This window comes from Haloarcula nitratireducens (assembly GCF_019599505.1).
This window is the reverse complement of record NZ_RKLT01000002.1, coordinates 556,841-579,184: the sequence shown is the minus strand read 5'-3', so window position 1 is coordinate 579,184 and position 22,344 is coordinate 556,841. Positions and strand designations below refer to the sequence as shown.

Below are 22,344 nucleotides of genomic sequence, written 5' to 3'. Positions count from 1 at the left end.
GGCGGGCGTTCGACGGGTCGGCACAATAACGGCGGGGGTTCGCCCGAACAGTCAGGTGGCCGCGCCGCGACGGTAGCCGTATGAGCGACCTCTCGCCGCTCGACAGGCGGATGCGATGGCCGACGGTCGCCGCGCTGGTCGTCGGCTTCGGGCTGGGTGCGCTCGCCGTCTTCGTCCCCCGGACCGTCGGCGGCGAACCGGTGCCGTGGACGCTTGCGCTCCCCTTCGGCGGCGTCGCGGCGCTGTTCCTCTACGGCGTGATGTACCGCAACCTCTCGGCGCGGGCGGAGTGAGACGCGGCGACCGTTCGACGGCGGCTTCTCAGGTCGGGATGAACAGGAACAGCACCACGTTGTTCGCCGCCGGACCGAGACCGACGGCGGCGACGAACGCGAGCAGGAGGCTCCCCTCGACGGGCTCGTCCTCCAGGTACTCGTGCATGAGGAAGACGACGCCCACCGCGACGACGAGCTTCACGAGGACGAACAGCCAGCCGACGCCGATAATGGAGGCGGTAGGCAGCGTCCCGGCGAACTCCATGATCGCGCGCGGAAGGGGCGACCGTTCGCCGATGCCGATGACGTCCGCGCCGATGGCCGTCGAGACGCCGTCTAACGCGTGGGCGAAGATGACCACGGGCGCGGCGTAGCGCGTCCGGACGATGACCGGCGTCCGCCAGAGCGCGGCCGCGAGGAGCGTGAGACCGGCGACGACGAGTCCGCCGACGACGGCGACGGTGGGCCAGACGAGCGAGAGCAGCCCCGACCGGAGCGCCGTGATCGCCGCCAGGACGAGCAGGACCGTCATGACGCCGGTCCCCACGAGACCGAGATTGCGGGAGACGTTCTCGTCGTGACCCCGACGGACGCCGAACAGCGAGAGGACGACCCAGACGGTCCCGAGCGTGACGTAGGTGGTGAAGTAGACCGCGGGCGTGCCGAAGAGGGGGCGAATCGCGGCGTCGTACAGTTCGATCGGCGGCTGATTCAGCGCGTGGAGCGCGCCGCCGATGACCATCCACGGGGCCAGCGCGACGACGGTCCGCTGGTCGATGGGCGGTTCGAACGCCACCAGCAGGGCCGTCACCAGCAGCGTCCCGGCCGTCAGCGCCACCAGATACGGCAGCGGCGGCAGCGCGAACCCCGAAGGCAGTACCATATACCTTCACGCTAACGTCGGACGCCGAAAAGCTTCCGACCTCGTCTCGGATGGTACGCCGGTCCGTCCGACTGATTTTCGGCTGAACGCCAGCTACCTGCGTTCCCGTGCCGAGACGTTTAGGTGCTCGCCCGCTGTTGGACCGGGCATGGACGACGTTCCCGACCGGGTCGAGCACACCGTGCTCGGGCCGACGACCACGCCGGCCGACGTGCGGTCGTGTTTAGACGACGCGCTGGAGTACGGGATGCGGGCCTGTATCCCCCCGTGTTACCTCCCGCTCGCGGCCGACTACGCCGACGTCCCGCTGGCGACGGTGATCGACTTCCCGCACGGACAGGGGAGCACCGACGCCGTCTGTGCGGCCGCCAGAGACGCGTGGGATCGCGGGGCCGACGAACTGGACCTCGTCTCGAACGTCGGCCTGCTGAAGGCCGGCGAGGACGACGCGCTGGGCGAGCACCTCACCGAAGTCGTCGCGGCCGTCCCGGTCCCGGTGAAGGTCATCGTCGAAGCGCCGCTGCTGAGCGACGCGGAGCTCCACCGTATCGGCCGCCTCGCCGCCGACGCCGACGCCGCGTATCTCAAGACCGCGACGGGATTCTCCGAGGGCGGGGCGACGGTCGACGACGTGGAGATTCTGAGCCAGTACCTCCCGGTGAAAGCCAGCGGCGGCGTCGGGTCGTGGGACGAGGCGGGGGCGATGTTCGACGCCGGAGCCGAGCGCATCGGCGCGTCGAGCGGCGACGTCATCGTCCGAGAGTGGCGCGAGCGGCGTGCCGAGTAGGGCGCTCACGCCCGCAGTTCGCGGGTCGTCGACGACTGTATCCACGCGCCGTCGTCCTCGCGGTCGTAGACGAGGAGGTCGCCGTCGACTCGGAGCGCAGCGTACCGGTCGTCGACCGGGGCCGCGGCGCGCTCCCGCTTCGACTCGAATTCGCCGGTCATGGGCGTTGGGTGACGTCGGTCGACGCTCGGTCGGCGCGACCGTCGATCGCGGGGTCCGGGTCGACGCAGACCGTGCCGCTGCCGGCGACTGAGACCATGCAGTCTCTGTACGTGAACGAGACCCGACTGCTCGCCGACGACGCGAGGACCGCCGAGAGTTTGTCCGGTTCCACCGCGTCGTACAGCGACGTCTCGAAGTCCGAGACCGGGGTGTCGGTCGCGTCGGCGACGGCCGCGACGATGTCGCGTGTCAGCTCCTCGGTCGAGGAGACGTCGCCCACGGTGCGTTCGACGTGCCGTTGTCGTGTCTCACGGTCGCTCATCGAGTGGACGTATGCGCCGTACGATGATAGCGGTGACCGCTACATGGCGAAGCGTCGCGGACCGGCCACCACTATACATTTAGACGCGCCGTGTCCCGCCGTTTCACCGCCGAGATCGACGAGAGGCGAGAGGCGGCAGGCGACAGTCGTCGTCACTTACCCCGCTCCCGCTGCCAACGCCCGCGGCAGGCCTCGTCGCAGAACGCGTAGATGCGGTATCCGTCTCCCGGGACGGCGACGACCGGGTACCACTCTCTCGTGTCGATCGCGGCGCCGCAACTGGTGCAGCGACGAGGCTGACCCTCCGGCGTCGTCGTGTCCTCTGAGCATTCGTTAGACATACGTCGGTGATAACTCGGACCGAAACTACCGCGCGGTTCGACTGCCGACGATGCACACACTCGGAGCCGCAGGGGGAAAACGAGCGTCGCTACGTGGCTAGCGTCGCCGCGGCAGCGACCACTATACACTGAAATCGCGCTCACTCGTCCAGCAACAGGTCCAGTAGCTTCCGCTGACTCGCCCGCAGGTGACGGTTGAACGTCGGCTGTGAGACGTCGAGCGCTTCCGCCACTTCCTCGCCGGTGCTCTCGCGGGGCCACTCGAAGAACCCGCTCAGGTAGGCCGTCTCGATCGCCTCTCGCTGCTTGTCGGTGAAGCGATCGAGGAGCTCGGACCGGAACTCCGTCGCCGTCTGTATCGGCCGGTCGCGCTCGCGCCGAGCGAGCAGCGTCGCGCCCTCGAAGGCCGTCTCGAACATCCGAGCGAACTCTCTGACGTCGCGGTCGGCGGACAGCTCGGCGACGAGGCGCACGGTCGTCCCGTCGCCGGTGAGCGACTGCGGGACGCCGCCGTGGTCGAAGACGGTCCCGACGATGCTCCCGCCGACGACCGGACACTCGAAGAGGCTCTCGGACCCCTCGCCGGCGACGTGTCTGATCTCGCCGAGGCCCGGCGACTCGGCCGCGAACTCGCGGACCGCGTCCGGGTCCGCGTCCCGAAGGGTGAAGAACGCCCGGAGCGGGTCGCTCCCCCCCGAGACGACGCCCTCCAGTTCGAACTCGCCGCCGACGGCCCGCACGCACCGGAACAGCGGCGTGTCGGGCTCCTCGATTCCGAACTCCAGTTCCACCCGCCGGTCGCTCGTCAGGGCCGTCTTGCGCTCGACGGCGGTTATCGCGTAGCCCACCATCTCGCCCAGGTCCGAGAGGACCGCTTGCTCGGCCTCGCCGAGGTGGTCGGGGTCACTGCCGTAGACGGTCAGCACGCCGTACAGGGCCTCCTCGTAGCGCACCGGCACCGAGACGACGGTGCGGTAGTCGCGCTCCAGCGCCGCCTGCTCCCACTGGTCCAGCGGCGGGTCGGTGCGGGCGGGCGACGCGACCTGTGTGGCGTGTTCGTCGGCGGCGCGACCGGCCGGCTCCGGTCCCCCGGCGACGGCCGTGACGGCGTCCAGGTATTCCGCTTCGTCGCCCGCCCGCGCCGTCGGCCGCACCTCGTCGCTGACGGGGTCACGAGTCCCGAACCACGCGAACTGATAGGGACCGGCCCCCGCGAGCCGCTCGCAGACGGTCGACTCGATCTCCGCCCGGGAGCCGGCGCTGACGAGCGCCTTCGTGACGTCGCGAACCACCTCGTTGACCCTGTCCATGCGCTCCAGGCGCTCGGTCTTCGCTTCGAGCGTCGTCGTGCGCTCCCGGAGCGACGCCTCGCGGTCGACCCGGTCCAGCGCGGTCTCGACGTGGGCCGCGAGCACCCGCGCGAGGTCGACGTCCGCCTCGGAGAACGACTCGGCGGTCGTCTCGCCGGCGATGAACACCCCGTGCTGACCGAGCGGGAGGACGATGGCGCTGTCCAGCGGCGTCCCCGAGCCCGAGACGTCGGCCCGGAACTCGATGTCCTCGTAGACGGACCCCTCGCTCTCGACGAACACCTGCCAGGACTCGCCGTTCTCCGGGGCGAACAGCGACTCGTCGCCGACCAGTTCGGCGACGGCGTCGCTCCGGGCGCGGGGCACGAGCCGGTTCCGCTCGGAGTCGTACAGCTCGACGGCCGCGAGCGCGAGTCCGAGCGTCTCCCCGGCGGCCGAGACGGCGGTGTCGCAGACGGTCTGCGTCGACTCGGCCTCGGTCAGCTCCCGCGACACCTCGTTGAGCGTCTCCAACTGGGACTCCCGGCGCGTGCGCTCGGTGATGTCGCGTCCCTCCGGGACGAGCAGTTCCACCTCGCCCCGCTCGTCCGTGACGGGACGGATGGAGAAGTCGATCGTCGCGACGCGCTCGCTCCCCCGCACGTCCAGTTCGTGGCGGACGAACTCCCCCTCGGCCGCCCGCCGAACGTCCTCTCTGACCCGCTCCCGGGTCTCGGGGCCCATCTGGAACCACGCGGCCTCCCAGAACGGTTCGCCGACGACCTCTGCCCGGTCCAGGCCGCCGAACGCCAGCGCCGTCTCGTTGGCCTCGAGGACGGTGCCGTCAGGCTCCAGCAGCCCGGTGAACTGGTACGTCTGGTCGAAGACGGCTTCGAGGCGGCGCTGGCGCTGCCTGCGCTCGGTGACGTCGGTGATGAACCCCTCGATGGCGACCAGCTCGTCCCCCTCGAAGACTCCCTCGCCCTGCTCCCAGACCCACCGCTCGGTGCCGTCGGCGCGTCGTATCTGGTACGTGAGCGTGAACGGTTCCCGGTCGTCGATGGCCGCCTGCACGTCCTCCCAGACCCGCTCTCGGTCGTCGGGGTGGATGACGTCCTCGCCCCAGCTCACGTGTCCGGCCTCTATCTCGGCGGGGTCGTACCCCGTGAGGTCCGAACACCCCGCGCTGACGAACGACATCGGCCAGTCGCGCTCGTTCTCACAGCGGTAGGCGATGCCCGGCAGGTTGTCGACGAGCGTCGAGAACATCCGGTTGCGCTCGCGCAGTTCCGCCTCGGTCCGCTTTCGCTCGGTCACGTCCCGGCCCTCGGGGACGAGCGCCGCGACATCGCCGTCCTCGTCCGTGACCGGCGTCAGCGAGAAGTCGACGGTGAGCACCTCGCCGTCGGTCCCGGCGACGGTCGTCTCGTAGCGGACGAACTCGCCCGTCGACGCCGTCTCGACGGCGTCGCGGAGCCGCTCGCGGTCGGCCTCGGAGTGAGACCACCAGGGCGTCTCCCAGAGCGGCGCGCCGACGGCGTCCGCCCGCTCGACGCCGGCGAACTCGAGCGCCGTCTTGTTCGCCTCCACGAGCGTGCCGTCCGGTTCGGCCAGTCCGACCAGCTGGACCGGCGCTTCGACCAGCGTGTCGTACGACCGGAGCTTGTCGGGTGCCTCCGTGAGGTCCGTCGCGACGACCCCGTAGCCCGTCAGCGACTCGTCCGTCCGGAGCGCCGTGACGACGAACCGCCCCCAGAACCGAGAGCCGTCGGTCCGGACTCGCCACCCTTCGTCGACGACTTCACCGTCCGCTTCGGCCCGTTCGAGCATCCGCCGTGGAAGTCCGTCGGCGGCGTCCTCCTCGGTGTAGAACGCCGCGAGCGGTTCGCCGACCGCCGCGTCAGCGTCGTGGCCGAGCAGCCGCCGGGCACCGTCGCCCCACTCGGCGACCCGCCCGTCGCAGTCGAGGACGAACACGCCGTGGCGACGGACCTGCTCGCAGAGCAGCCGGTATCGGTCGCGATCCTCGCCGAAACTCCCCCCGCCGTCGGTGCGGACGGAAGCCGACGTGGTTCGGAATCGACCGTCCCCGCCCCCGCCCGTCCGTATCGAGGCCGCTCGGTTTCCGCCCGTGCACGGAGTTTCCCCACAGTTTGATGCGGCGCTCGGTGATTTCTCGTTCCTGAGATGCCGGACTCGCATACACGTGTTAGTATTGACTACAATCACACATAGTAACACGTGCCTGCCGGCGCGGTATCGGTCGGCCAAATCCGTCGCCCTTTTGCCGACGAGGCGGTATCCTTCGGACGAATGGCCCGCTATCACATCGAGACGTACGGGTGCACCTCCAACAGGGGTGAGACCCAGCAGATAGAGCAGGCGCTCCGCGAGGGCGGCCACCACCCGGCCGACGGGCCGGAGTCGGCGGACGTGGCCATCCTCAACACCTGCACGGTACTGGAGAAGACCGAGCGCAACATGCTCGCGCGGGCCAGAGAGCTGGACGACGAAACTCCCGCGGACCTCGTCGTCACGGGCTGTATGGCGCTCGCACAGGGCGAGCAGTTCCGCGACGCCGACGTCGACGCCGAGGTGCTCCACTGGGACGACGTGCCCCAGCACGTCCTCAACGGCGAGTGTCCCACCGTGACGCCCGACACCGAGACCGTCCTGAACGGCGTCGTCGGCATCCTCCCCGTCGCCCGGGGTTGCATGTCCGACTGCTCGTACTGCATCACCAAGCAGGCGACCGGCCGCATCGAGTCGCCGCCAGTCTCCGAGAACGTCGAGAAGGCCCGAGCGCTCGTCCACGCGGGCGCGAAGGAGATACGTATCACCGGACAGGACACCGGCGTCTACGGCTGGGACCGGAATCGGGGGACGAGTTTGCTTCCCGAACTCTTAGAACGTATCTGCACCGAGATCGACGGCGAGTTCCGCGTTCGCGTGGGGATGGCGAACCCGAAGGGACTGCACGGCGTCCGCGAGGAACTCGCGCAGGTCTTCGCCGAACACGACGAACTGTACAACTTCATCCACGCGCCGGTGCAGTCGGGCAGCGACGACGTGCTGGCCGATATGCGCCGCCAACACGCCGTGGACGAGTATCTGGAGGTCGTCGAGGCGTTCGACGACGCCCTCGACTACTGGACGCTCTCGACGGACTTCATCGTCGGCTTCCCGACCGAGGACCCCGAGGACCACGAGCGGTCGATGGCCCTCCTGCGGGAGACCCGTCCCGAGAAGATCAACGTCACGCGCTTCTCGAAGCGGCCCGGCACCGACGCCGCCGACATGAAGGGACTGGGCGGCCAGACCAAGAAGGACCGCTCGAAGGCCATGACCGAGTTGAAGATGGACGTGACGGGCGACGCCTACGAGGACATGGTCGGCTGCGAGTCCGAGGTGCTACTGGTCGAGGACGGCACCGACGAGTCGCTGGTGGGCTACGACGAGGCCTATCGACAGGTCGTCGTCGCCGACGCCGAGGAGCGCGGACTGGAGACCGGCGACTTCGTCGACGTGGAGATCACGAGTCACAACACGGTGTACGCCTTCGGCGTGCCGGTCGAGCGAGCGCAGTTGGCGGACTGAGACGACCCGTCGGTGGGCCGGGTCGCCTGAGTTTACGAAGTGGCGCGATGATTACTGGTCGTAATACACGTAGGTGAGGTTCGGATAGGGGATGTAGGCCACGCGCTCGATGTCGCCCCCCTGGACTTCCTTCTTCAGGTGTACGCCGTTGGATCCCTCGACGACTTCGAGGACTTCCGTTATCTCGGTTCCGTCGCTGAGCTCTGCTGTCATGTGTGCCATGCTATCAGGCACTACGGGCCGGGGAGGGAAACCGGCACGGGTGCCGATCGCGGCGGCGAGCCGGCTGTCCGACGGTTCGGAAGCGCTGAAACGCGCGCACTCACTCCAAATCAGCCAACCGCTCGACCTCGTCGTCGTCCTTCCACTCGCCGAGTTCCTTCGGGTCGACGTGGACGAAGACGTCGTCCACTTCGGGCAGGTCCCGTATCGCCTCGATGACCGCCGTCTCGATGTCGTGGGCCTCCCGGAGCGTCAGGTCGCCCTCGACCTCGATGTGGAGGCTCACGTCGATCTCCGGGCCGACGTAGTGGGCGATGACGTCGTGTGCGCCCCGCACCTGCGGGTGGTCCAGCGCCCGCTTCAGAATCTCGCGGCGGAGGTCCTCGGGCGGCGCGGCCCCGACCAGATAGGCGACGTTGTCCCGGACCACCTCGACGCCAGTGTAGACGATGCCGACGGAGACGACGATGGCCGCGAGCGGGTCGGCCATCGGGTAGCCGGCGGTCGCGCCCACGACGCCGACCAGCGCGGCCCCCGCGGTCAGGATGTCGTTGCGGTTGTCCTTCGCGGTCGCCACCAGCGCCGGGGAGTTGCGCTCCCGGCCCGCGCGCAGGCAGTACCGATAGAGGGCGTACTTGACGAGCGCCGTGAGCGCGAGGACGCCCACGGCCGTCGGGCCGCGCGTGACGGTGACGTCACCGCTCAAAAGCGCGCTCGCGGCCTGCCAGAGGACGACGCCGCCGGCGGCGAAGATGCCGGCGGCGACGAACAGCGAGACGAACGGCTCGATGCGCTCGTGGCCGTGGGGGTGTTCGAAGTCCGGCGGTCGGGTCGTCAGGTAGAGCCCGGCGACGACGACCAGCGAGTAGGCGGTGTCGGCGACGCTGTTGACCGCCTCCGACTGGACCGCCAGACTGCCGGTCGTGAGCCAGACGCCGCCCTTCAGGAGGGCCAACACGACGTTGACGCCCAGAACGAGCAGACCGACCCGCCGGAGGGTAGCGCGGCGCGAGCGCGACATCTGCCTGGACGTAGACAGGGGCGATTAAAGCCCCTTCGGAGGCGCTTCGACGCGAACGGCCCGGTCCGTGTCCGGAACGCTGGCCCCGTCCTGTTCGGCGAAGGCCTCGTGTAATCGGTCGTAGGTATCTTCGACCGCCTCGACGATGACCTGCGTGTCGCTGACGACCGGCATGAAGTTCGTGTCGCCGTCCCAGCGCGGGACGACGTGGGTATGGAGGTGGTCGTCGATGGATCCGCCGGCCGCCGACCCGCCGAGGTTCAGCCCGGCGTTGAACGCGTCGGGAGAGAGCGCCGACTCCAGCGCGTCGAACGCCCGCTGTTTCAGTTGCGCGTGCTCCAAGAGCGTCTCGTCGTCGAGCGCGCGGTACTCGCCGGTGTGGTCGTGCGGAATGACCATGACGTGACCGGGGTTGTAGGGGTAGTTGTTCAGCAGGACGAACGCGCGGTCGCCCCGCGCGACCACCCTGTGCTCGCGGTCGGCGTCGCCGTCGCGGAACGCACAGAAGACGCACTCGTCGCCCTCCGTCTCGTCCTCTCGTTCGACCCACTCGATGCGCCACGGCGCGAACACTTGGTCCATACGGCCATCGTGTGGCCGATTCGCCTAAAACGACTTCGACCGCCCCAAACGAGTATTTAAATATACCGGCCGTTTCTGTTCCATACCCCGCGAGACAGTTTCAGGGACTGTTTTAAACCGTATGCAACCGTCAGAGTCGATAACTCACAGATTCCGTTGCCGTCTGGCGAAAAACGGTGCTAAACGGATCCAACGGTGGGGGGTTTTTATACTCCTCTCGCCGGTAGACCTGAGTGGGATGGCAGCTACAAACGACGGCGTCGATATGTCAGAGGCATGCTCGTCATGCGACCGCGAGACACCACACGACGTGCGTGTCCAGATACAGACCGAGAGCTCCAAACGCGAGAACGCGGAGTTCTCCCGAGAACCGTATCGGGTCAGCGAGTGCCAGGTCTGTGGCACCACCACGCACACGCGGATGAACAACGCATAGCCATCCCATCGAGAACTGACACACGTCTCGACGCCCACGGTGCGGGCCGTGTGGCGTCGTCCTCGCCGCGCAGAACGCGCTTGTGAGCGCCGCTCTCCGTCCGTAGCCGTTCCTTACTCTCCCAACCGTTCCGTTCGTAGCCGCGCTTCCCGCGGACAGGACTGTCCGAGCGGCCGGCTGAAACGTGACCCGGCCGCTCGCTTCGCCTCGCGGCTTCGCTTCGCGGCCGTCCTATCGAGACCGCGTCGTCACTTCGATGCCGTCGTCAGTCACGATGACGGTGTGCTCTTTCTGGCTGACGAATTTCCCCGCCTCCTCTTTGAGGACGGGGTAGCCGTGGACGATGTTCTGCTGTTTCAGGCGACGGAGCGCCATCTTCGCCCGCGGGGAGTCCAGCCACCGGGCGGCGAAGGGCAGCGTCTTGAACTCCTCCGCGATCTGCTCGAGGACCTGTCGGGCGTTTCGGTCGCGGACGGACCCCTCGCGCTCGAGCGCGAAGATCTCCTCCGAGCTTCCCTCTTGGACTTTCCCGCGACCGTCCGTGGCGAACGGCTCGATCGCGACGACGTCGCCGGGCTGGAGTTCCGCGCCCTGTGACACCGAGCGGTTCGGGATGTTCGGCGCGGTGTGTTGCTCCCAGTGGCCGAGTCCGTGCCCGGTGAGGTTGACGACGGGGTTGAAGCCGTACCCCTCGATGACCTCCTCGACGGCCGCGCCGATGTCGCCGACGTCGACGCCGGGACCGGCCACGTCGAGGGCGGCGTCGAGCGCCTCTTCGGAGGCCGCGGCCAGTTCGTCGTGACCCGAGAGGTCGACCGTGATCGCGGTGTCGGCCAGCCAGCCGTCGACGTGGACGCCGATGTCGAGATTGACCATCTCCTCGCCGAAGGTGGTCTCGTCGTCGCGCTCGGGCGTCGCGTGGGCGGCCTCCTCGTCGATGGAGATGTTGACCGGGAAGGCGGGCTCGCCGCCCAGCTCACGGATCTCCTCCTCGGCCCACTCGGCGACTTCGAGGTGGGACGCGCCCACTTCGACTCGCTCTGCGGCCTCGTCGCGCACCTGCGCGAGGATTTCGCCGGCCTCGCGGCACTTCTCGTACTGCTCGGACTCGAAGTCCACGTCGCTCATGTCCCGGCGTTCGGCGCTGTGCGTGAAAGCGTTTGTCGTTGTGGGTCATACGGATTATTGTAGATTATTTTCGGATAGCGCCGTCCCCGGGGTCGGCGCGTATCGGGAAATCGCTACAACAATCCGTATCAGGCGGTCGAGCGGAATCGAGCGAGGACGCCGTAGCCCGAGAGGACGGCGGCGGTGACCGCGGCGGCGACGGTCACCAGGAGTCCGAGGTACGCACGCGGCGTCGTCACGACGACCGGACCGACCGCGGCGGCGTAGACCGAGAGGAGCGCGTCGGCCGCGAGCGCGACGCCGGAACACGCCAGCAGCGTCGCGCTGCCGACCGCGAGGGCCGCTCCGGCCCACGACTGCCCGCGGCGGGCGGCGTCGAATCCGGCGACGACGGCGGCGAGGAGCGCGAACGCGACGGAGAGGACCAATGAGAGGGGCTCCATATTCGAGCGTTCGACGGCCGCCGCGAAAAGCGTTCACCCCCGCGGCGTCCGCGCGGTCTGCATCGAATCGGTGTTGTACTCGCTGCCGACGCGGCCCGCGTGGTCGAGGACGACGAGACCCGCCCGACCCCCCGTCGACGCCTCGAACTCCGCGATGGCCTCCTCGGCGGCCTGTCGCGGGCCGAACGTCTCCAGCAACTCGACGGCCCGTCGAGCGAGTCCGAAGCGGGCGATGGCCTCACCTTCCCCCGTCGCGCTCGCACCACCACGGTCGTCGGCGAAGAAACCCGACCCGACCTGCGGGACGTCGCCGACCCGACCGGCCAGCGCGAACCAGCGACCCGCCGTCGAGGTGGCCGCCGCCAGCCGGTCCCCGTCGGTGGCGACGGCCCCGACGGTGTCGGTGCCGGCGAAGTGCTCGCGCACCCACGCGAGGTGGTCTCCCACGTCATCGCCGGGCGGGTCCGCCCGCTCGTAGCGGTCCCGCGTCTCCTCGGTCAGGAGGTCCTCGTCGGTCTCGATGTCGCTCGCGGCGGCCAGTTCGACCGCCGGGTCGCCGGCGAGGAGGACGTGGGGTGTCTCGGTGGTGACGACGCGGGCGACGGCGGCGGCGTGACAGACCCCGGTCATCGCACACGCCGCGCCGGTCATCCCGTCGCCGGTCATCAGCCCTGCGTCGGTCCGGACGACGCCGTCGCTCTGGACGGCCCCGCCGACGCCGGCGTTGAACGCCGGGTCGCGCTCCAGCGGCCTGATGGCCTCCCCGACGGCTTCGAGGGGCGTCTCCGCCTCGCTCGCGCGCTCGGCGGCGTCCGCGAGGGTCGTCTGCCGCGCTGCCGGTTCGTCGGGCGGGGTTCCCGCTCCGCCGTGGACGACGACGTGCATACTGTCTCCCGCGTCCGCCAGACCGAAAACGTCTCGCCCCGTCCGCCGCCCGTTCTCGTATGCCCATGTACGACCGCGACGACGCCGAGGACTTCCGCGTCGTCGATCGCTGGGACGAGGGCGTCGGCTGGCAGGCGTTCCCGCAGGAGGGCGGCCGCCGCACGAGCCACGCGGTTCGGACCGACGGCGGCGTCTGGCTGTTCGACCCGCTGGACGCGCCCGGCGTCTCGGACCTGTACGCCGACCTCGGACCGGTCGCGGGCGTCGCCGTCCTCTCGGACTACCACGCCCGCGACGCGGCGGCGTTCGCGGCACGTCACGACGTACCGGTGACCGTCCCAGCGGGCGTCGACAGAGCGGCCGACGTAGTCGATGCGCCCGTCGAGCGTGCGGACCCGCTCGCGGGCTTCGAACTCCGGCGGCTCAACCCCCTGCGCGCGTGGTGCGAAACCGTCGCCTACCGCGAACGGGACGGGACGCTGTACGTCCCCGACTTCCTGGCCGCCGGGACCTACGCCGTCGGCGGCGAACGGCTCTCGATGCGGGTGTTCAGCCGCCTTTCCCCGCCGCGAGAGACGTTCGCCGACCTAGACCCTGACCGGATTCTACTGGGCCACGGCGAGGGCGTCTTCGCCGAGGCTGGGGCGGCGCTCGACGACGCGATCGAGGGGGCCCGCCGTCGGTTCCCCCGTGCACTGCTCACCAACGGGCCGACGGAACTGAAAGCGATGCTCGACGCGCTGCGATGAGCGAATTCGGTTTCCGTTCGTGCCCGTTCGTGTCCGCCTCTGAACGTGCCCCTCGTTACCATGTCTGTGGGTAAAACGGCAGTCCTTTAGGCCCGACTGGCGACTGCCCGATATGGGCTACGATTACGAGCAAGTGGAGGTGCCCGACGAGGGCGAGCAGATTCAGGTCACTGACGACAACGAACTCGAAGTCCCCGAGAACCCGATCATCCCCATCATCCACGGGGACGGCATCGGAACGGACGTCGGCCCGGCCGCCCAGAAGGTCTTAGAGGCCGCCGCCAACGCCACCGGTCGCAACATCTCGTGGATGCGCGTCTACGCCGGTGAGTCCGCCCGCGAGCGATACGATGAGAACCTGCCCGACGACACGGTCGAGGCGATCAAAGAGTTCAACGTCGCCATCAAGGGCCCGCTCACGACCCCCGTCGGCGCGGGCTTCCGCTCGCTGAACGTCGCGCTCCGCAAGACGCTCGACCTCTACGCGAACGTGCGCCCGACCTACCACCTCGACGGCGTCCCCTCGCCCGTGAAGGACCCCGAGGAGATGGACATGGTCACGTTCCGGGAGAACACCGAGGACGTCTACGCCGGCATCGAGTGGGAGGCCGGCACCGACGAGGTCCAGGAGGTCAAGGACTTCGTCGAGGACGAGATGGGCTTCGACAGCACCATCCACGACGGCCCGGTCGGCATCGGCGTCAAGCCGATCACCGAGTACGGCACCAAGCGCCTCGTCCGCGAGGCCATCGACTACGCCATCGAGAACGACCGCGACTCCGTCACCCTCGTCCACAAGGGCAACATCATGAAGTTCACCGAGGGCGCCTTCCGCGACTGGGGCTACGAGGTCGCGGAAGAGGAGTACGGCGAGGACGTCATCACCGAGGACGAGCTGTGGGACGAGTACGACGGCGAACAGCCCGAGGGCTCGCTGGTCGTCAACGACCGCATCGCGGACAACATGCTCCAGCAGCTCCTCACCCGCACCGACGAGTACAGCGTCATCGCGACGATGAACCTCAACGGCGACTACATGTCCGACGCCGCCGGCGCGCAGATCGGCGGCCTCGGCATCGCGCCCGGCGCGAACTTCGGTGAGTCGCGCTGTCTCGCCGAACCGGTTCACGGCTCCGCGCCGAAGTACGCCGGCGAGGACAAGGTCAACCCGACCGCGATGATCCTCTCCGGTCGCCTCATGCTCGAGTACATGGGCTGGAACGACGCCGGCCAGCTCGTCCGCGACGCCGTCGAGGAGACCATCTCCAGCGGCGACGTCACCTACGACCTCGAGCGCCAGATCGAGGGCGGCAACAAGCTCGCCACCAGCGAGTTCGCCGACGCGGTCGTCGAGAACATCGAAAAGTTGGCGTAGCCAACTTTTCGTGCGCCCGGAAATCTCCGATTTCCGGGAATATAGAGAAACTCTCTTAGAGGGCCGCTCGGACTCCGACGGCTTCGCCGTCGGAACGTAGCGGAACTCGCGGAAAACGGCTCTCACGCCCCCTCGCATTTTCTTCCCGCCATCGCACGGACGCGGCTACCGCTCCGACATCGTCGTCTCGTCGACCCAGACCGGCCGCTCGACGGTCGTGACGCCCAGGTTCGTCACCCGGACCGTGCGGACGACGTGGACCGAGCGGCTGCCGAGGGTCGCGTCGTACGCTAACCGGCGGGCGACGACGACGCCGTCGTAGCGGACGCGCATCCGGACCGTGACGTTCTCTACGTCGCTGACGAACAGCGGCGTAGTCAGTTCCTCGGTCTCCCGCGCTCGGGTACTGACGAGGACGACGCCGCCGTCGTCGGTCCGGCCGGCGACCCGCGTTTCGACGGCCGCGAGCTCGCCCGCCAGCCGCTGTTCGTCCGAGAGGTCGGCGAGCAGGTCGCCGTTGCCGGCGGGCCACCGCAGAAGCGTCACCTCGCCGCGTTCGTTCACGTAACGGGTCGCGACGATGGTGCGGTTGGCCCAGTAGTCCACCCGCGTCGTCGCCGGGCCGGTGCGGTACTCGCTCACGTTCTGCTCGAACCGGCCGCGATAGGTCGAGGCGTTCGGCGCGACCCAGTGGGTCCGCTCGGTCCGGCGGACGACGTCGCCGTCGGCGTCGCGGATCTCCTGTCTGGCAGACAGCGTGTAACTGGTCGTCGAGAGCGACCCCGCGTGGGCGTTGGCGAGGACGGACGGGACGACGCCGTCGGCGGTCGCGCCCGGCGGGTACTGGACGCCGTCGGTGGGGACGGGAGCGGGCGTTATCACTTCCGGACCGTCGCTCACGGGGAAGCCACCGCATCCCGCGAGGAAGATCGCACACGCGACGACGAGCGTCCGGGCGTCCATCACCGAACCGACGCGCTCGGCACTCAAACGAATGTCGCGGCTACCGCCGACGAAGGCGATGATTACTACCCACGTGAGAATTAGCTCTCCTCGCTCCGGGGAACGACGGTTTCCGTCTCGTTCGCGAGGGCTTTTGTCGCCCACGCCGGTTCCGCCGGGTCCGTCTCGCCGACGGCCGTGGTCCGGAGTTCGAACCAGACGGTCACGGGCTCGCCGGTCCGCCTGTTCGTCCCCTCGCCTCGAATGCGAAGCGAACTGACCACGCCGCCGTCGACGCTGGCCCGCAGGGAGCTATCGGTGATATCCCTGACGTTGGGCGGGTGCGGCACCGCGCCGGTTTCGCCGCGCGTACTCGACAACTGCTGCCCGGTAGCCGTCCGCTCGACCGAGACGTCGAATCCGCCGAGGAGGCGTCCGAGGAACCCCGATAGCGTCGGATCACCGAGGTAACTCCCGTCGACCGTCGAGACGGTCAGGTCGCCGTCGTCGGTCGCTCGCCGGACGGCGCTCCGGGCCCCGTCGTACCAGACCGATCGATTGCGGCTTCGGCCGGGATAGGCCGACGTCGTCCGCCGTTCCCAGCGGTACGTCCCATCGTCGCCGACGGCGATGCGGTCGCGCATCGCGCCGACCGTCCCGTTCTCGTACCGGACGGTGAACCGGACCAGTATCGCGTACGAGCGGTTCGAGAGAGACCCCCTGTGGCGGTCGGCGAGTCGCTGGGCGTCGAACGGGCCGGTCGGCGCGGTCGCCGTCGCCGAGGGGACCGGCGCGGGCGTCACGGGCTCGGGGATGCTCTCTCCGGCGGTGAGTCCCTGGCACCCGGCGGTCACGGCGAGGAGAGCGACGAGGAGGGCGGCGAGCGGCCGGAACACACCCGTGACTCGGTACGGTGAGGAGAAGTGTCTTGGGTCGGTTCCGGAAGTCGCACCCTCCTTCCGACCCTCGCGGAATCACGGATTCCGCTCAGTTCCGGAAACCGCAGAGCGCCTTCCGACCCTCGCGGAATCTGTGATTCCGCTCAGTCCCGCCAGTCGGCGTCGGTACGGGGCGGGCTGAACACGTCGATACCGCTGACCGGCTCGTCCGTGCGGTTCTCGACGCGGTGGGGTTCGTCGCCGGGGATCACGTAGGAGTCGCCGGGACCGATGACGTACTCCTCGCCGTCGACCTCGAAGGTGGCGGTTCCGTGAACCACGAACCCGACCTGCTCGTGGGGGTGGTCGTGTTCGGGGACGACCGCGCCGCCTTCGATGTGGAAGTGCTGGACGCTCATCGCCTCGCCGACGGCCAGCCGCGTGAGGTGGACGCCGTCGACGGCCTCGACCGTCTCGCTCGCGGCTTGCGGGACTTCCTGCATGCCCGGGCTATCGACACCGGGGGGCCTAAAGCCACAGGCCGACCCGAACGTTCAACCCCGGAGCGGGCCAACCCGAGTCCATGTACGCGGTCGTCGGGTGCAGCGAGTGCAGCGCGCTCTGGGTCGTGGAGGGCCGCCCGGAGACGACCCAGTGTCCGCGCTGTGGCAAGCGTCGCCAGCACGCCAAGCGCCGGAAGTTCGTGGAGACGGACGACGAGGCCCACGCCCGCGAGGTGCGCGCCTCGATGCTCGCCAACCGGCAGGGCCACGGCGACGACTTCGCGGAACTGGACTCCTACGCCGAGATGGGACGACGGGCCGAGGAGTCGGGCGTCGACGACGAGACGTACCTCGAAGCGTCGGGGGTCGACAGCGAGCGCGTCGCGGCGGCGGGCGAGCGGGCCGAACAGGGGGCCACGAGCGGGTCCAGCCGCAAAGACACGGTGCTGTCGGCGCTGCGCGAACTGGACTCGCCGACCGAGGACGAGGTGGTGGCCTACGCCGCGGAACGCGACGTGCCAGCGGACTACACCCGCGACGCGCTGGCGAAACTCGTCCGGGCCGGCGAGGTCAGCGAGTCCCGCGGCACGTATCGACTGCTCTGAGGTGGGAAGTGCAAGCAGACACGGCTTCCGTCCGGAGAGCGTAGGGCCGATAAATGGAACTGTCCGGCGTCAAAGCGACCGGTAAACAGGTCGTGAGCGAGTTCACGGAGAAGAACGTCCCGTTCATGGCCGCCGGCATCGCCTACAACGCCTTCGTCTCGCTGGCCCCGCTGTTGGTCTTGCTCCTCATCGTGACCACGACGTTCGGGACCGGCCTCGAAGACCGCATCGTCAGCGTCGCGCAGTCCTCGCTGCCCGCGCCGATCGCCGACCTCGTCGAGCAGGTGTTCAGCGGCGGCGCGTCGTCGGCGGGGACCTCGGCCATCAGCCTCGTCGTCCTGCTGTGGGGGTCGCTGAAGGTGTTCCGCGGCCTCGACACGGCCTTCTCGGAGATCTACGAGAGCACCGCCGACAGCTCGATCGTCGATAGTCTGCAGGACGGTCTGGTCGTCTTCGTCTCGCTGGTCGTCGGCGTGCTGGGCACGGTCGCGGCGAGCGCCGCCTTCGCCGGGCTCGCCGATCGCCTCCCGCTGGGCGGCTACGTGATGCCCCTGGTCCTCCTCGGGGGACTTGTCGCCGCGTTCTTCCCGATGTACTACGTCTTCCCTGACGCGGACCTCTCGTGGCGGCAGGTCCTCCCGGGCACCGTCGTCGCCGCGGTCGGGTGGGCGGTCTTCCAGTCGCTGTTCCAGATCTACCTGAGCGTCAAGGGCGGCGGTACGACGAGCCTCTTCGGCGGCGTCCTGCTGATCGTGACGTGGCTCTACTTCTCCAGCATCGTCCTGCTCATCGGGACGGTCATCAACGCCGTCATCAGCGGTCACGCGACGGGCGATCCCGGCGGCGTCGGCGCGGGGGCCTCGAAGTACACGACCGAGCGCGAGACGACCTTGACCCGCGGCGAACTCCGGCAGTATCTGGCCGACTTCCAGACCGAACTCGCCGGCGGGTACGAGCCGAGCCGCGACGGTCCCGGGACCGACACGTCGCCGTCCCACCCGTGGCCGCGCGACGACGTGGAACTGACCGAGTCCTCCTCCGTCGAGGGCGGTCAGAAGACGCGAACCGTCGTATTGCGGTGGCACCCCGACGACGATGCCGAGAGCGACGGACACGGTTCGACGAGCACGGACTCCCCCGACCGACAGTCGACGCCGACGACGAGCGACTAACCGTCGGATCGACTACGGGAGACTGACCACTGCCGGGAAACCGCCGACGCCCTCACACCCATCCGAGCGTCTTCCCGACGCCGACCAGCGCGGCGAGCGTCGTCACCGCCAACTTCAGCAGGTGCAAGAGCAAATGTGCGCGCGATACCGTCGACTCGGTGCCGTGCTGTCGCTGTTCGGGGAACATGGTGGTGGCAGCGCCCGCGGGGGCCGCCCGTCGGACGCTACGCGTAGATTGCGGGCGGTTGGGAATAAATCGCAGCCAACCCCGCGGTGGAAGTGAAAGTGGAGCGAGCGGCCGAGCGCGTTACCGCCCGAGCTCGGCGTGCGCGGACGAGAGATGCCGCGAGGACAGCGCCGCCAGCAGCGAGAGCTCGCCCGCCAGCGCGCCCGTGGCGATGACCTCCGCCAGCGCGTCGGCGTTGATCCCGGCGGGGTCGCCGCCGCCCGCGTATCCCAGCACGTCGAGCGCTTCGGCCTGCGTGGGCAGGCCCGTCCCGCCGCCGACGGTGCCGACCTCCAGCGACGCGATGGTGACCGAGGCGTAGAGGCCGTCTTCCCGGGCGTCGACGGTCGTGATGGCGTTGCTCCCCTCGACGACCTGCGCGGCGTCCTGTCCCAGCGCGAGGAAGGCCGCGGCGACGACGTTGGCGGCGTGGGCGTTGAACCCCAGCGCGCCGGCCTTCGCCGACCCGACGAGGTTCTTTCGGGTGTTGGCCTCGACGATGGCCTCCGTGGTCGTATCGAGGCGCTCCTCGACCTGTTCGTGGGGGATCAGTACGTCGGCGGCGACGGTGCGGCCCCGCCCCTCGATGGAGTTGATGGCCGCGGGCTTCTTATCGGAACAGAGGTTGCCCGAGAGCGCGACGAGGTCCGCGGGCGTCTCGCGCTCGACGACCTCGCAGGCGGCCTCGGTGGCGATGGTGGCCATGTTCATCCCCATCGCGTCCTTCGTGTCGTAGGAGAACCTGAGAAAGACGTTGTCGCCGACGACGTAGGGCGTCACGTCCTGCAGTTCGCCGTGGCCGGTCGTGGATTCGGCGGCCTCGGCGAGGTCGCCGACGTGTTCGCGGACCCACGCCGACACCTCGCCGGCCGCGGCCACGTCCTCGACGCGGAAAACCGGCGCGCGGGTCATCCCCGACTTGAGGACGCGAGCGGTCGCCCCGCCGGCCGTACGGATGGTCGAGACGCCGCGGTTGACGGAGGCCAGCAGCGCGCCCTCCGTCGTCGCCATCGGCAGGTAGTGCTCGCCCTCGGCGGCCCCGCCGTCGACGGGGAGCGGGCCGACGACGCCCATCGGGATCTGGGCGGCCCCGACCATGTTCTCGATGTTCGGCTCGGCGTCGGCGGCGTCGAAGGCGTACTCGCCGACCACGTCCAGATCGACGCCCGTCTCCTCGGCCAGGAGATGTCGCCGGGCGGCGGCGGCGGTCTCGGCGTCGGCGTGCTCTTCGAGTTCGTAGAGGCGCAACTCGCCGTCGCGGACCCGCTCGGCGAGCGCCTCGGCGTCGGTGCCGGTCATACAGGGCGGTAGCGGGCCGGGGTCCTAACAGTTGCTCTTGCCCAGCGTCGCTGATTCGCACTTCTCTGTGAGAAGTAAGCGACGAAACAGCCAGAAAGCCCCCGACCGAGCACGGTCGCTGTGTGATATATTCTCGCTCGCGGCGCTCGCTCGAATAGGGGTCGCGCAGACGACCACGTAAACGCGCTCGGACACCGGGAGACCGAAGGTCTCCCGAGCAAGCGGGCGGCTCGTCGCCCGATGACGGCCCCTTTCAGTCCCGGAAGACGCGGAGCGTCTTCCGACCCTCGGTGGAATCGGAGATTCCGCTCAGTTCACTCGCATTGGATGGTCGGCTTCCCGAACCGGGTGGGAATGAAAGGGGCGAGCCGTTCGGGGAAGGCGGGCGCAGCAAGCACCGCAGGCCGGGGGCCAAGGAGCGAAGTAAGCCCCCCGACTCGAACGGTTCGGGGCTTTCCGGCTGTTCACGTTCGCACGATTCCGATACGATGCTGTGGATACAGCTACTCCTGCCGCTGCAGCGCGTACTCGTCGGCCGGACAGCGGTAGCGAGCGAGCAGGCGGCGGTCGGCGTCCGCCGAGTCGTCGGTCTTGTCGACGGCGTAGGCGCTGTAGGTGCAGTCCTCGGGCGTGAACTCGACCGTGGCGTACCCCCAGTCGTGGCTGTCGAAGAACTCGACGTGGGGGTTGAACTGCCGGACGTAAGCCTGCAGCAACTCTCGAACCCCCTCCTCGTCGGGCAGTTCCAGCAACTCCCGCAGATTCACGCTGGTCACGGCGGGCGTCATGAACTCGACGCCGTAGCGGCGGTCCGCGCCCTCGATGTAGCCCGCGAGCGCCGTGTGCATGTCGCCGGTGAGCGCCACGAACGAGCCGTCGCCCGCGGCCGCTCGCTCCAGAAGCAGGTCGCGCTCGGCCGCGAAGGCGTCCCACGCGTCGGCGTTCTGCAGCGCCGCCCCACCGAGGTCGAGGTCGAACTCCATCGCCAGTACCTCGTTCGCCCACGCCGTCCACGTCGCGCCGCTCTCGGCCAGCCTGCCGGTGAACCACTCGCGCTGTGTCTCGCCGAGCATCGTCTCGGATATCTCCCCGCCCGCGGACCCGATTTCGGCCTCGAACTGCGCGCCGTCGGCCGGCGCGGTGCGGTAGAGCCGTTCGTCGGTCACCAGCAGTTCCACGAGATCGCCGAACCGGAAGCCGCGCCACAGTTCGAGCTGGTCCAGCAGCGAGTCGGCGTCGGGGTCGTAAGGAACGCGCGTCGGCGTGTACTCCCACCACGCTCGGATGCCGTCGGCGAACAGTCGGGTCATGAACTCGGGATCGTCGTTGCGCGGATGGTCGCCGTCGCCGGCGTAGGGACGGTCTTCCTCGTAGTCCCAGTAGCGGTTGTTCACGATCTCGTGGTCGTCCCACGTCTGGATGATGGGGTGGGCGGCCAGCGCTTCCCGCAGAAATCGGTCGGTGCGGTAGGTCCGGTGGAGGTAGCGGAAGTCGTCGAGATCCATCACGACGCCCTCGCCGCTGGGTAGCGAGAGCGAACGCCCGTCGTAAGAACTGCCGCCGCCGTGCTCGTAGATGAAATCGCCCAGGTGGACGAGGAAGTCCACGTCGTCCTGCGCGACGTGGTGGTACGCCCCGTAGTAACCGTTGCGGTAGTCCTGACAGGTCAACAGCGCAAAGGCGACCCGGTCCGGGGTGGCGTCGGGCGCGGGGAGCGTGCGACATCGCCCGACGGGACTGCTCGCGCCGTCGTAGGCGAACCGATAGTAGTAGTCTCGGCCGGCGTCGAGTTCGCCGTCCAGATCGACTTTCACCGTCTTGTCGTGCCCGGCGACGCGTTCTGCGGGGACGCGCCACGACCCGACGGTGTCGGCGAGGCCCTCGTCGCGGGCGACGGTCACGGTGAGCGCCGTTCCCTCGCGGTAGGCATCCGGCGCGACACGAGTCCAGAGAACCGCTCCCGTCGGCGTCGGGTCGCCGCTGGCGACGCCCTGCGGGAAGACGTCACCGTTCTCGGATCCGACGGCGGGCGCACTCGCCGCCGCGAGCCCCGTCGCGCTGTGGGCGCGGGCGACCGCCGAACCGGGAAGCGCGGCCGCGAGCGCCGCCGCGAGGACGGTACGCCGGCCGGTATCGACCGCGTTTGGGTCAGCCATACGTTTCGGACGACTGAGACCTACTAAGTAATCCGAAGAATATCGAGCGCCGAACCGCGCTAAGGA

General features: G+C 69.1%; 25 protein-coding genes. 8 read left to right on the top strand and 17 right to left on the bottom strand.

Features of this window, described 5'->3' with window-relative positions; all coding sequences use genetic code 11:
* Positions 1-80 precede the first annotated feature (80 nt).
* A complete protein-coding gene (locus tag EGH23_RS09690) occupies positions 81-293 on the top strand; it encodes a hypothetical protein (protein WP_220579790.1) in 213 nt (70 codons plus the stop codon).
* 28 nt (positions 294-321) lie between these two features.
* On the opposite strand, the gene EGH23_RS09685 is transcribed toward EGH23_RS09690, so the two are convergent.
* Positions 322-1,158 (bottom strand): DUF63 family protein, encoded by an 837-nt coding sequence (locus EGH23_RS09685; RefSeq protein WP_220579789.1) that lies wholly within the window; start codon positions 1,156-1,158, stop codon positions 322-324.
* 148 nt (positions 1,159-1,306) lie between these two features.
* Between EGH23_RS09685 and deoC the strand changes: the two genes are divergently transcribed.
* Positions 1,307-1,945: a deoxyribose-phosphate aldolase gene (gene deoC, locus EGH23_RS09680; protein ID WP_220579788.1), complete on the top strand. Its 639-nt coding sequence runs from the start codon at positions 1,307-1,309 to the stop codon at positions 1,943-1,945.
* Between the two features lie 5 nt (positions 1,946-1,950).
* Here the strand turns inward: deoC and EGH23_RS09675 are convergent, their stop codons facing one another.
* The 4 genes from EGH23_RS09675 to EGH23_RS09665 all read right to left on the bottom strand — a co-directional run bounded on the left by EGH23_RS09675 (position 1,951) and on the right by EGH23_RS09665 (position 6,261).
* Entirely contained in the window at positions 1,951-2,106 is a 156-nt protein-coding gene (locus tag EGH23_RS09675; protein WP_220579787.1) for a DUF7331 family protein, read from the bottom strand.
* Positions 2,103-2,429, bottom strand: a complete 327-nt coding sequence (locus EGH23_RS09670) for a HalOD1 output domain-containing protein (RefSeq protein ID WP_220579786.1) — start codon at positions 2,427-2,429, stop codon at positions 2,103-2,105. Before EGH23_RS09670 ends, EGH23_RS09675 begins: the two co-directional genes overlap by 4 nt.
* Positions 2,430-2,581: 152 nt before the next feature.
* Positions 2,582-2,770, bottom strand: coding sequence for a DUF7576 family protein (locus tag EGH23_RS27185; protein ID WP_425433209.1), 189 nt, complete (start codon positions 2,768-2,770; stop codon positions 2,582-2,584).
* A gap of 140 nt (positions 2,771-2,910) precedes the next feature.
* Positions 2,911-6,261, bottom strand: coding sequence for a PAS domain S-box protein (locus EGH23_RS09665; protein WP_220579785.1), 3,351 nt, complete (start codon positions 6,259-6,261; stop codon positions 2,911-2,913).
* Positions 6,262-6,372: 111 nt separating this feature from the next.
* Between EGH23_RS09665 and EGH23_RS09660 the strand changes: the two genes are divergently transcribed.
* Positions 6,373-7,656: a tRNA (N(6)-L-threonylcarbamoyladenosine(37)-C(2))-methylthiotransferase gene (locus tag EGH23_RS09660; protein ID WP_220579784.1), complete on the top strand. Its 1,284-nt coding sequence runs from the start codon at positions 6,373-6,375 to the stop codon at positions 7,654-7,656.
* 51 nt (positions 7,657-7,707) lie between these two features.
* Here the strand turns inward: EGH23_RS09660 and EGH23_RS09655 are convergent, their stop codons facing one another.
* The 3 genes from EGH23_RS09655 to EGH23_RS09645 all read right to left on the bottom strand — a co-directional run bounded on the left by EGH23_RS09655 (position 7,708) and on the right by EGH23_RS09645 (position 9,481).
* Positions 7,708-7,878: a hypothetical protein gene (locus EGH23_RS09655; protein WP_220579783.1), complete on the bottom strand. Its 171-nt coding sequence runs from the start codon at positions 7,876-7,878 to the stop codon at positions 7,708-7,710.
* Between the two features lie 100 nt (positions 7,879-7,978).
* Positions 7,979-8,899, bottom strand: a complete 921-nt coding sequence (locus EGH23_RS09650; protein ID WP_220579782.1) for a cation diffusion facilitator family transporter — start codon at positions 8,897-8,899, stop codon at positions 7,979-7,981.
* 24 nt (positions 8,900-8,923) lie between these two features.
* Positions 8,924-9,481 (bottom strand): HIT family protein, encoded by a 558-nt coding sequence (locus tag EGH23_RS09645; protein WP_220579781.1) that lies wholly within the window; start codon positions 9,479-9,481, stop codon positions 8,924-8,926.
* 238 nt (positions 9,482-9,719) lie between these two features.
* Between EGH23_RS09645 and EGH23_RS09640 the strand changes: the two genes are divergently transcribed.
* Positions 9,720-9,917, top strand: a complete 198-nt coding sequence (locus EGH23_RS09640; RefSeq protein ID WP_220579780.1) for a DUF7835 family putative zinc beta-ribbon protein — start codon at positions 9,720-9,722, stop codon at positions 9,915-9,917.
* 231 nt (positions 9,918-10,148) lie between these two features.
* On the opposite strand, the gene map is transcribed toward EGH23_RS09640, so the two are convergent.
* From map to EGH23_RS09625, 3 genes are all read right to left on the bottom strand, one after another.
* On the bottom strand, positions 10,149-11,045 hold the full coding sequence (map, locus tag EGH23_RS09635; RefSeq protein WP_220579779.1) for a type II methionyl aminopeptidase: 897 nt from the start codon (positions 11,043-11,045) through the stop codon (positions 10,149-10,151).
* A gap of 128 nt (positions 11,046-11,173) precedes the next feature.
* Positions 11,174-11,488: a hypothetical protein gene (locus tag EGH23_RS09630; protein WP_220579778.1), complete on the bottom strand. Its 315-nt coding sequence runs from the start codon at positions 11,486-11,488 to the stop codon at positions 11,174-11,176.
* Between the two features lie 33 nt (positions 11,489-11,521).
* Positions 11,522-12,373, bottom strand: coding sequence for an isoaspartyl peptidase/L-asparaginase (locus EGH23_RS09625; protein ID WP_220579777.1), 852 nt, complete (start codon positions 12,371-12,373; stop codon positions 11,522-11,524).
* A gap of 59 nt (positions 12,374-12,432) precedes the next feature.
* On the opposite strand from EGH23_RS09625, the gene EGH23_RS09620 reads away from it, so the two are divergent.
* Together EGH23_RS09620 and icd are read left to right on the top strand one after the other, a co-directional pair.
* Positions 12,433-13,122 carry a hypothetical protein gene (locus tag EGH23_RS09620; RefSeq protein ID WP_220579776.1) on the top strand — a complete coding sequence of 230 codons (690 nt, stop codon included), beginning with the start codon at positions 12,433-12,435 and terminating at the stop codon, positions 13,120-13,122.
* A gap of 112 nt (positions 13,123-13,234) precedes the next feature.
* Positions 13,235-14,497 carry an isocitrate dehydrogenase (NADP(+)) gene (gene icd, locus EGH23_RS09615; RefSeq protein ID WP_220579775.1) on the top strand — a complete coding sequence of 421 codons (1,263 nt, stop codon included), beginning with the start codon at positions 13,235-13,237 and terminating at the stop codon, positions 14,495-14,497.
* Positions 14,498-14,662: 165 nt separating this feature from the next.
* On the opposite strand, the gene EGH23_RS09610 is transcribed toward icd, so the two are convergent.
* The 3 genes from EGH23_RS09610 to EGH23_RS09600 form a co-directional block, all read right to left on the bottom strand.
* On the bottom strand, positions 14,663-15,487 hold the full coding sequence (locus EGH23_RS09610) for a hypothetical protein (RefSeq protein ID WP_236044719.1): 825 nt from the start codon (positions 15,485-15,487) through the stop codon (positions 14,663-14,665).
* Positions 15,488-15,540: 53 nt separating this feature from the next.
* Positions 15,541-16,335, bottom strand: a complete 795-nt coding sequence (locus EGH23_RS09605) for a hypothetical protein (RefSeq protein WP_220579774.1) — start codon at positions 16,333-16,335, stop codon at positions 15,541-15,543.
* Positions 16,336-16,481: 146 nt separating this feature from the next.
* On the bottom strand, positions 16,482-16,820 hold the full coding sequence (locus EGH23_RS09600) for a cupin domain-containing protein (RefSeq protein WP_220579773.1): 339 nt from the start codon (positions 16,818-16,820) through the stop codon (positions 16,482-16,484).
* Between the two features lie 80 nt (positions 16,821-16,900).
* On the opposite strand from EGH23_RS09600, the gene EGH23_RS09595 reads away from it, so the two are divergent.
* On the top strand, positions 16,901-17,425 hold the full coding sequence (locus EGH23_RS09595) for a DUF5817 domain-containing protein (RefSeq protein ID WP_220579772.1): 525 nt from the start codon (positions 16,901-16,903) through the stop codon (positions 17,423-17,425).
* Positions 17,426-17,478: 53 nt separating this feature from the next.
* Positions 17,479-18,597 (top strand): YihY/virulence factor BrkB family protein, encoded by a 1,119-nt coding sequence (locus tag EGH23_RS09590; protein ID WP_220579771.1) that lies wholly within the window; start codon positions 17,479-17,481, stop codon positions 18,595-18,597.
* Between the two features lie 52 nt (positions 18,598-18,649).
* Here the strand turns inward: EGH23_RS09590 and EGH23_RS26820 are convergent, their stop codons facing one another.
* From EGH23_RS26820 to EGH23_RS09580, 3 genes are all read right to left on the bottom strand, one after another.
* Positions 18,650-18,784, bottom strand: a complete 135-nt coding sequence (locus EGH23_RS26820; RefSeq protein WP_268899421.1) for a hypothetical protein — start codon at positions 18,782-18,784, stop codon at positions 18,650-18,652.
* A gap of 120 nt (positions 18,785-18,904) precedes the next feature.
* Positions 18,905-20,122 (bottom strand): hydroxymethylglutaryl-CoA reductase (NADPH), encoded by a 1,218-nt coding sequence (hmgA, locus tag EGH23_RS09585; protein WP_220579770.1) that lies wholly within the window; start codon positions 20,120-20,122, stop codon positions 18,905-18,907.
* 503 nt (positions 20,123-20,625) lie between these two features.
* On the bottom strand, positions 20,626-22,278 hold the full coding sequence (locus EGH23_RS09580) for an alkaline phosphatase D family protein (RefSeq protein ID WP_220579769.1): 1,653 nt from the start codon (positions 22,276-22,278) through the stop codon (positions 20,626-20,628).
* Positions 22,279-22,344: the final 66 nt, after the last annotated feature.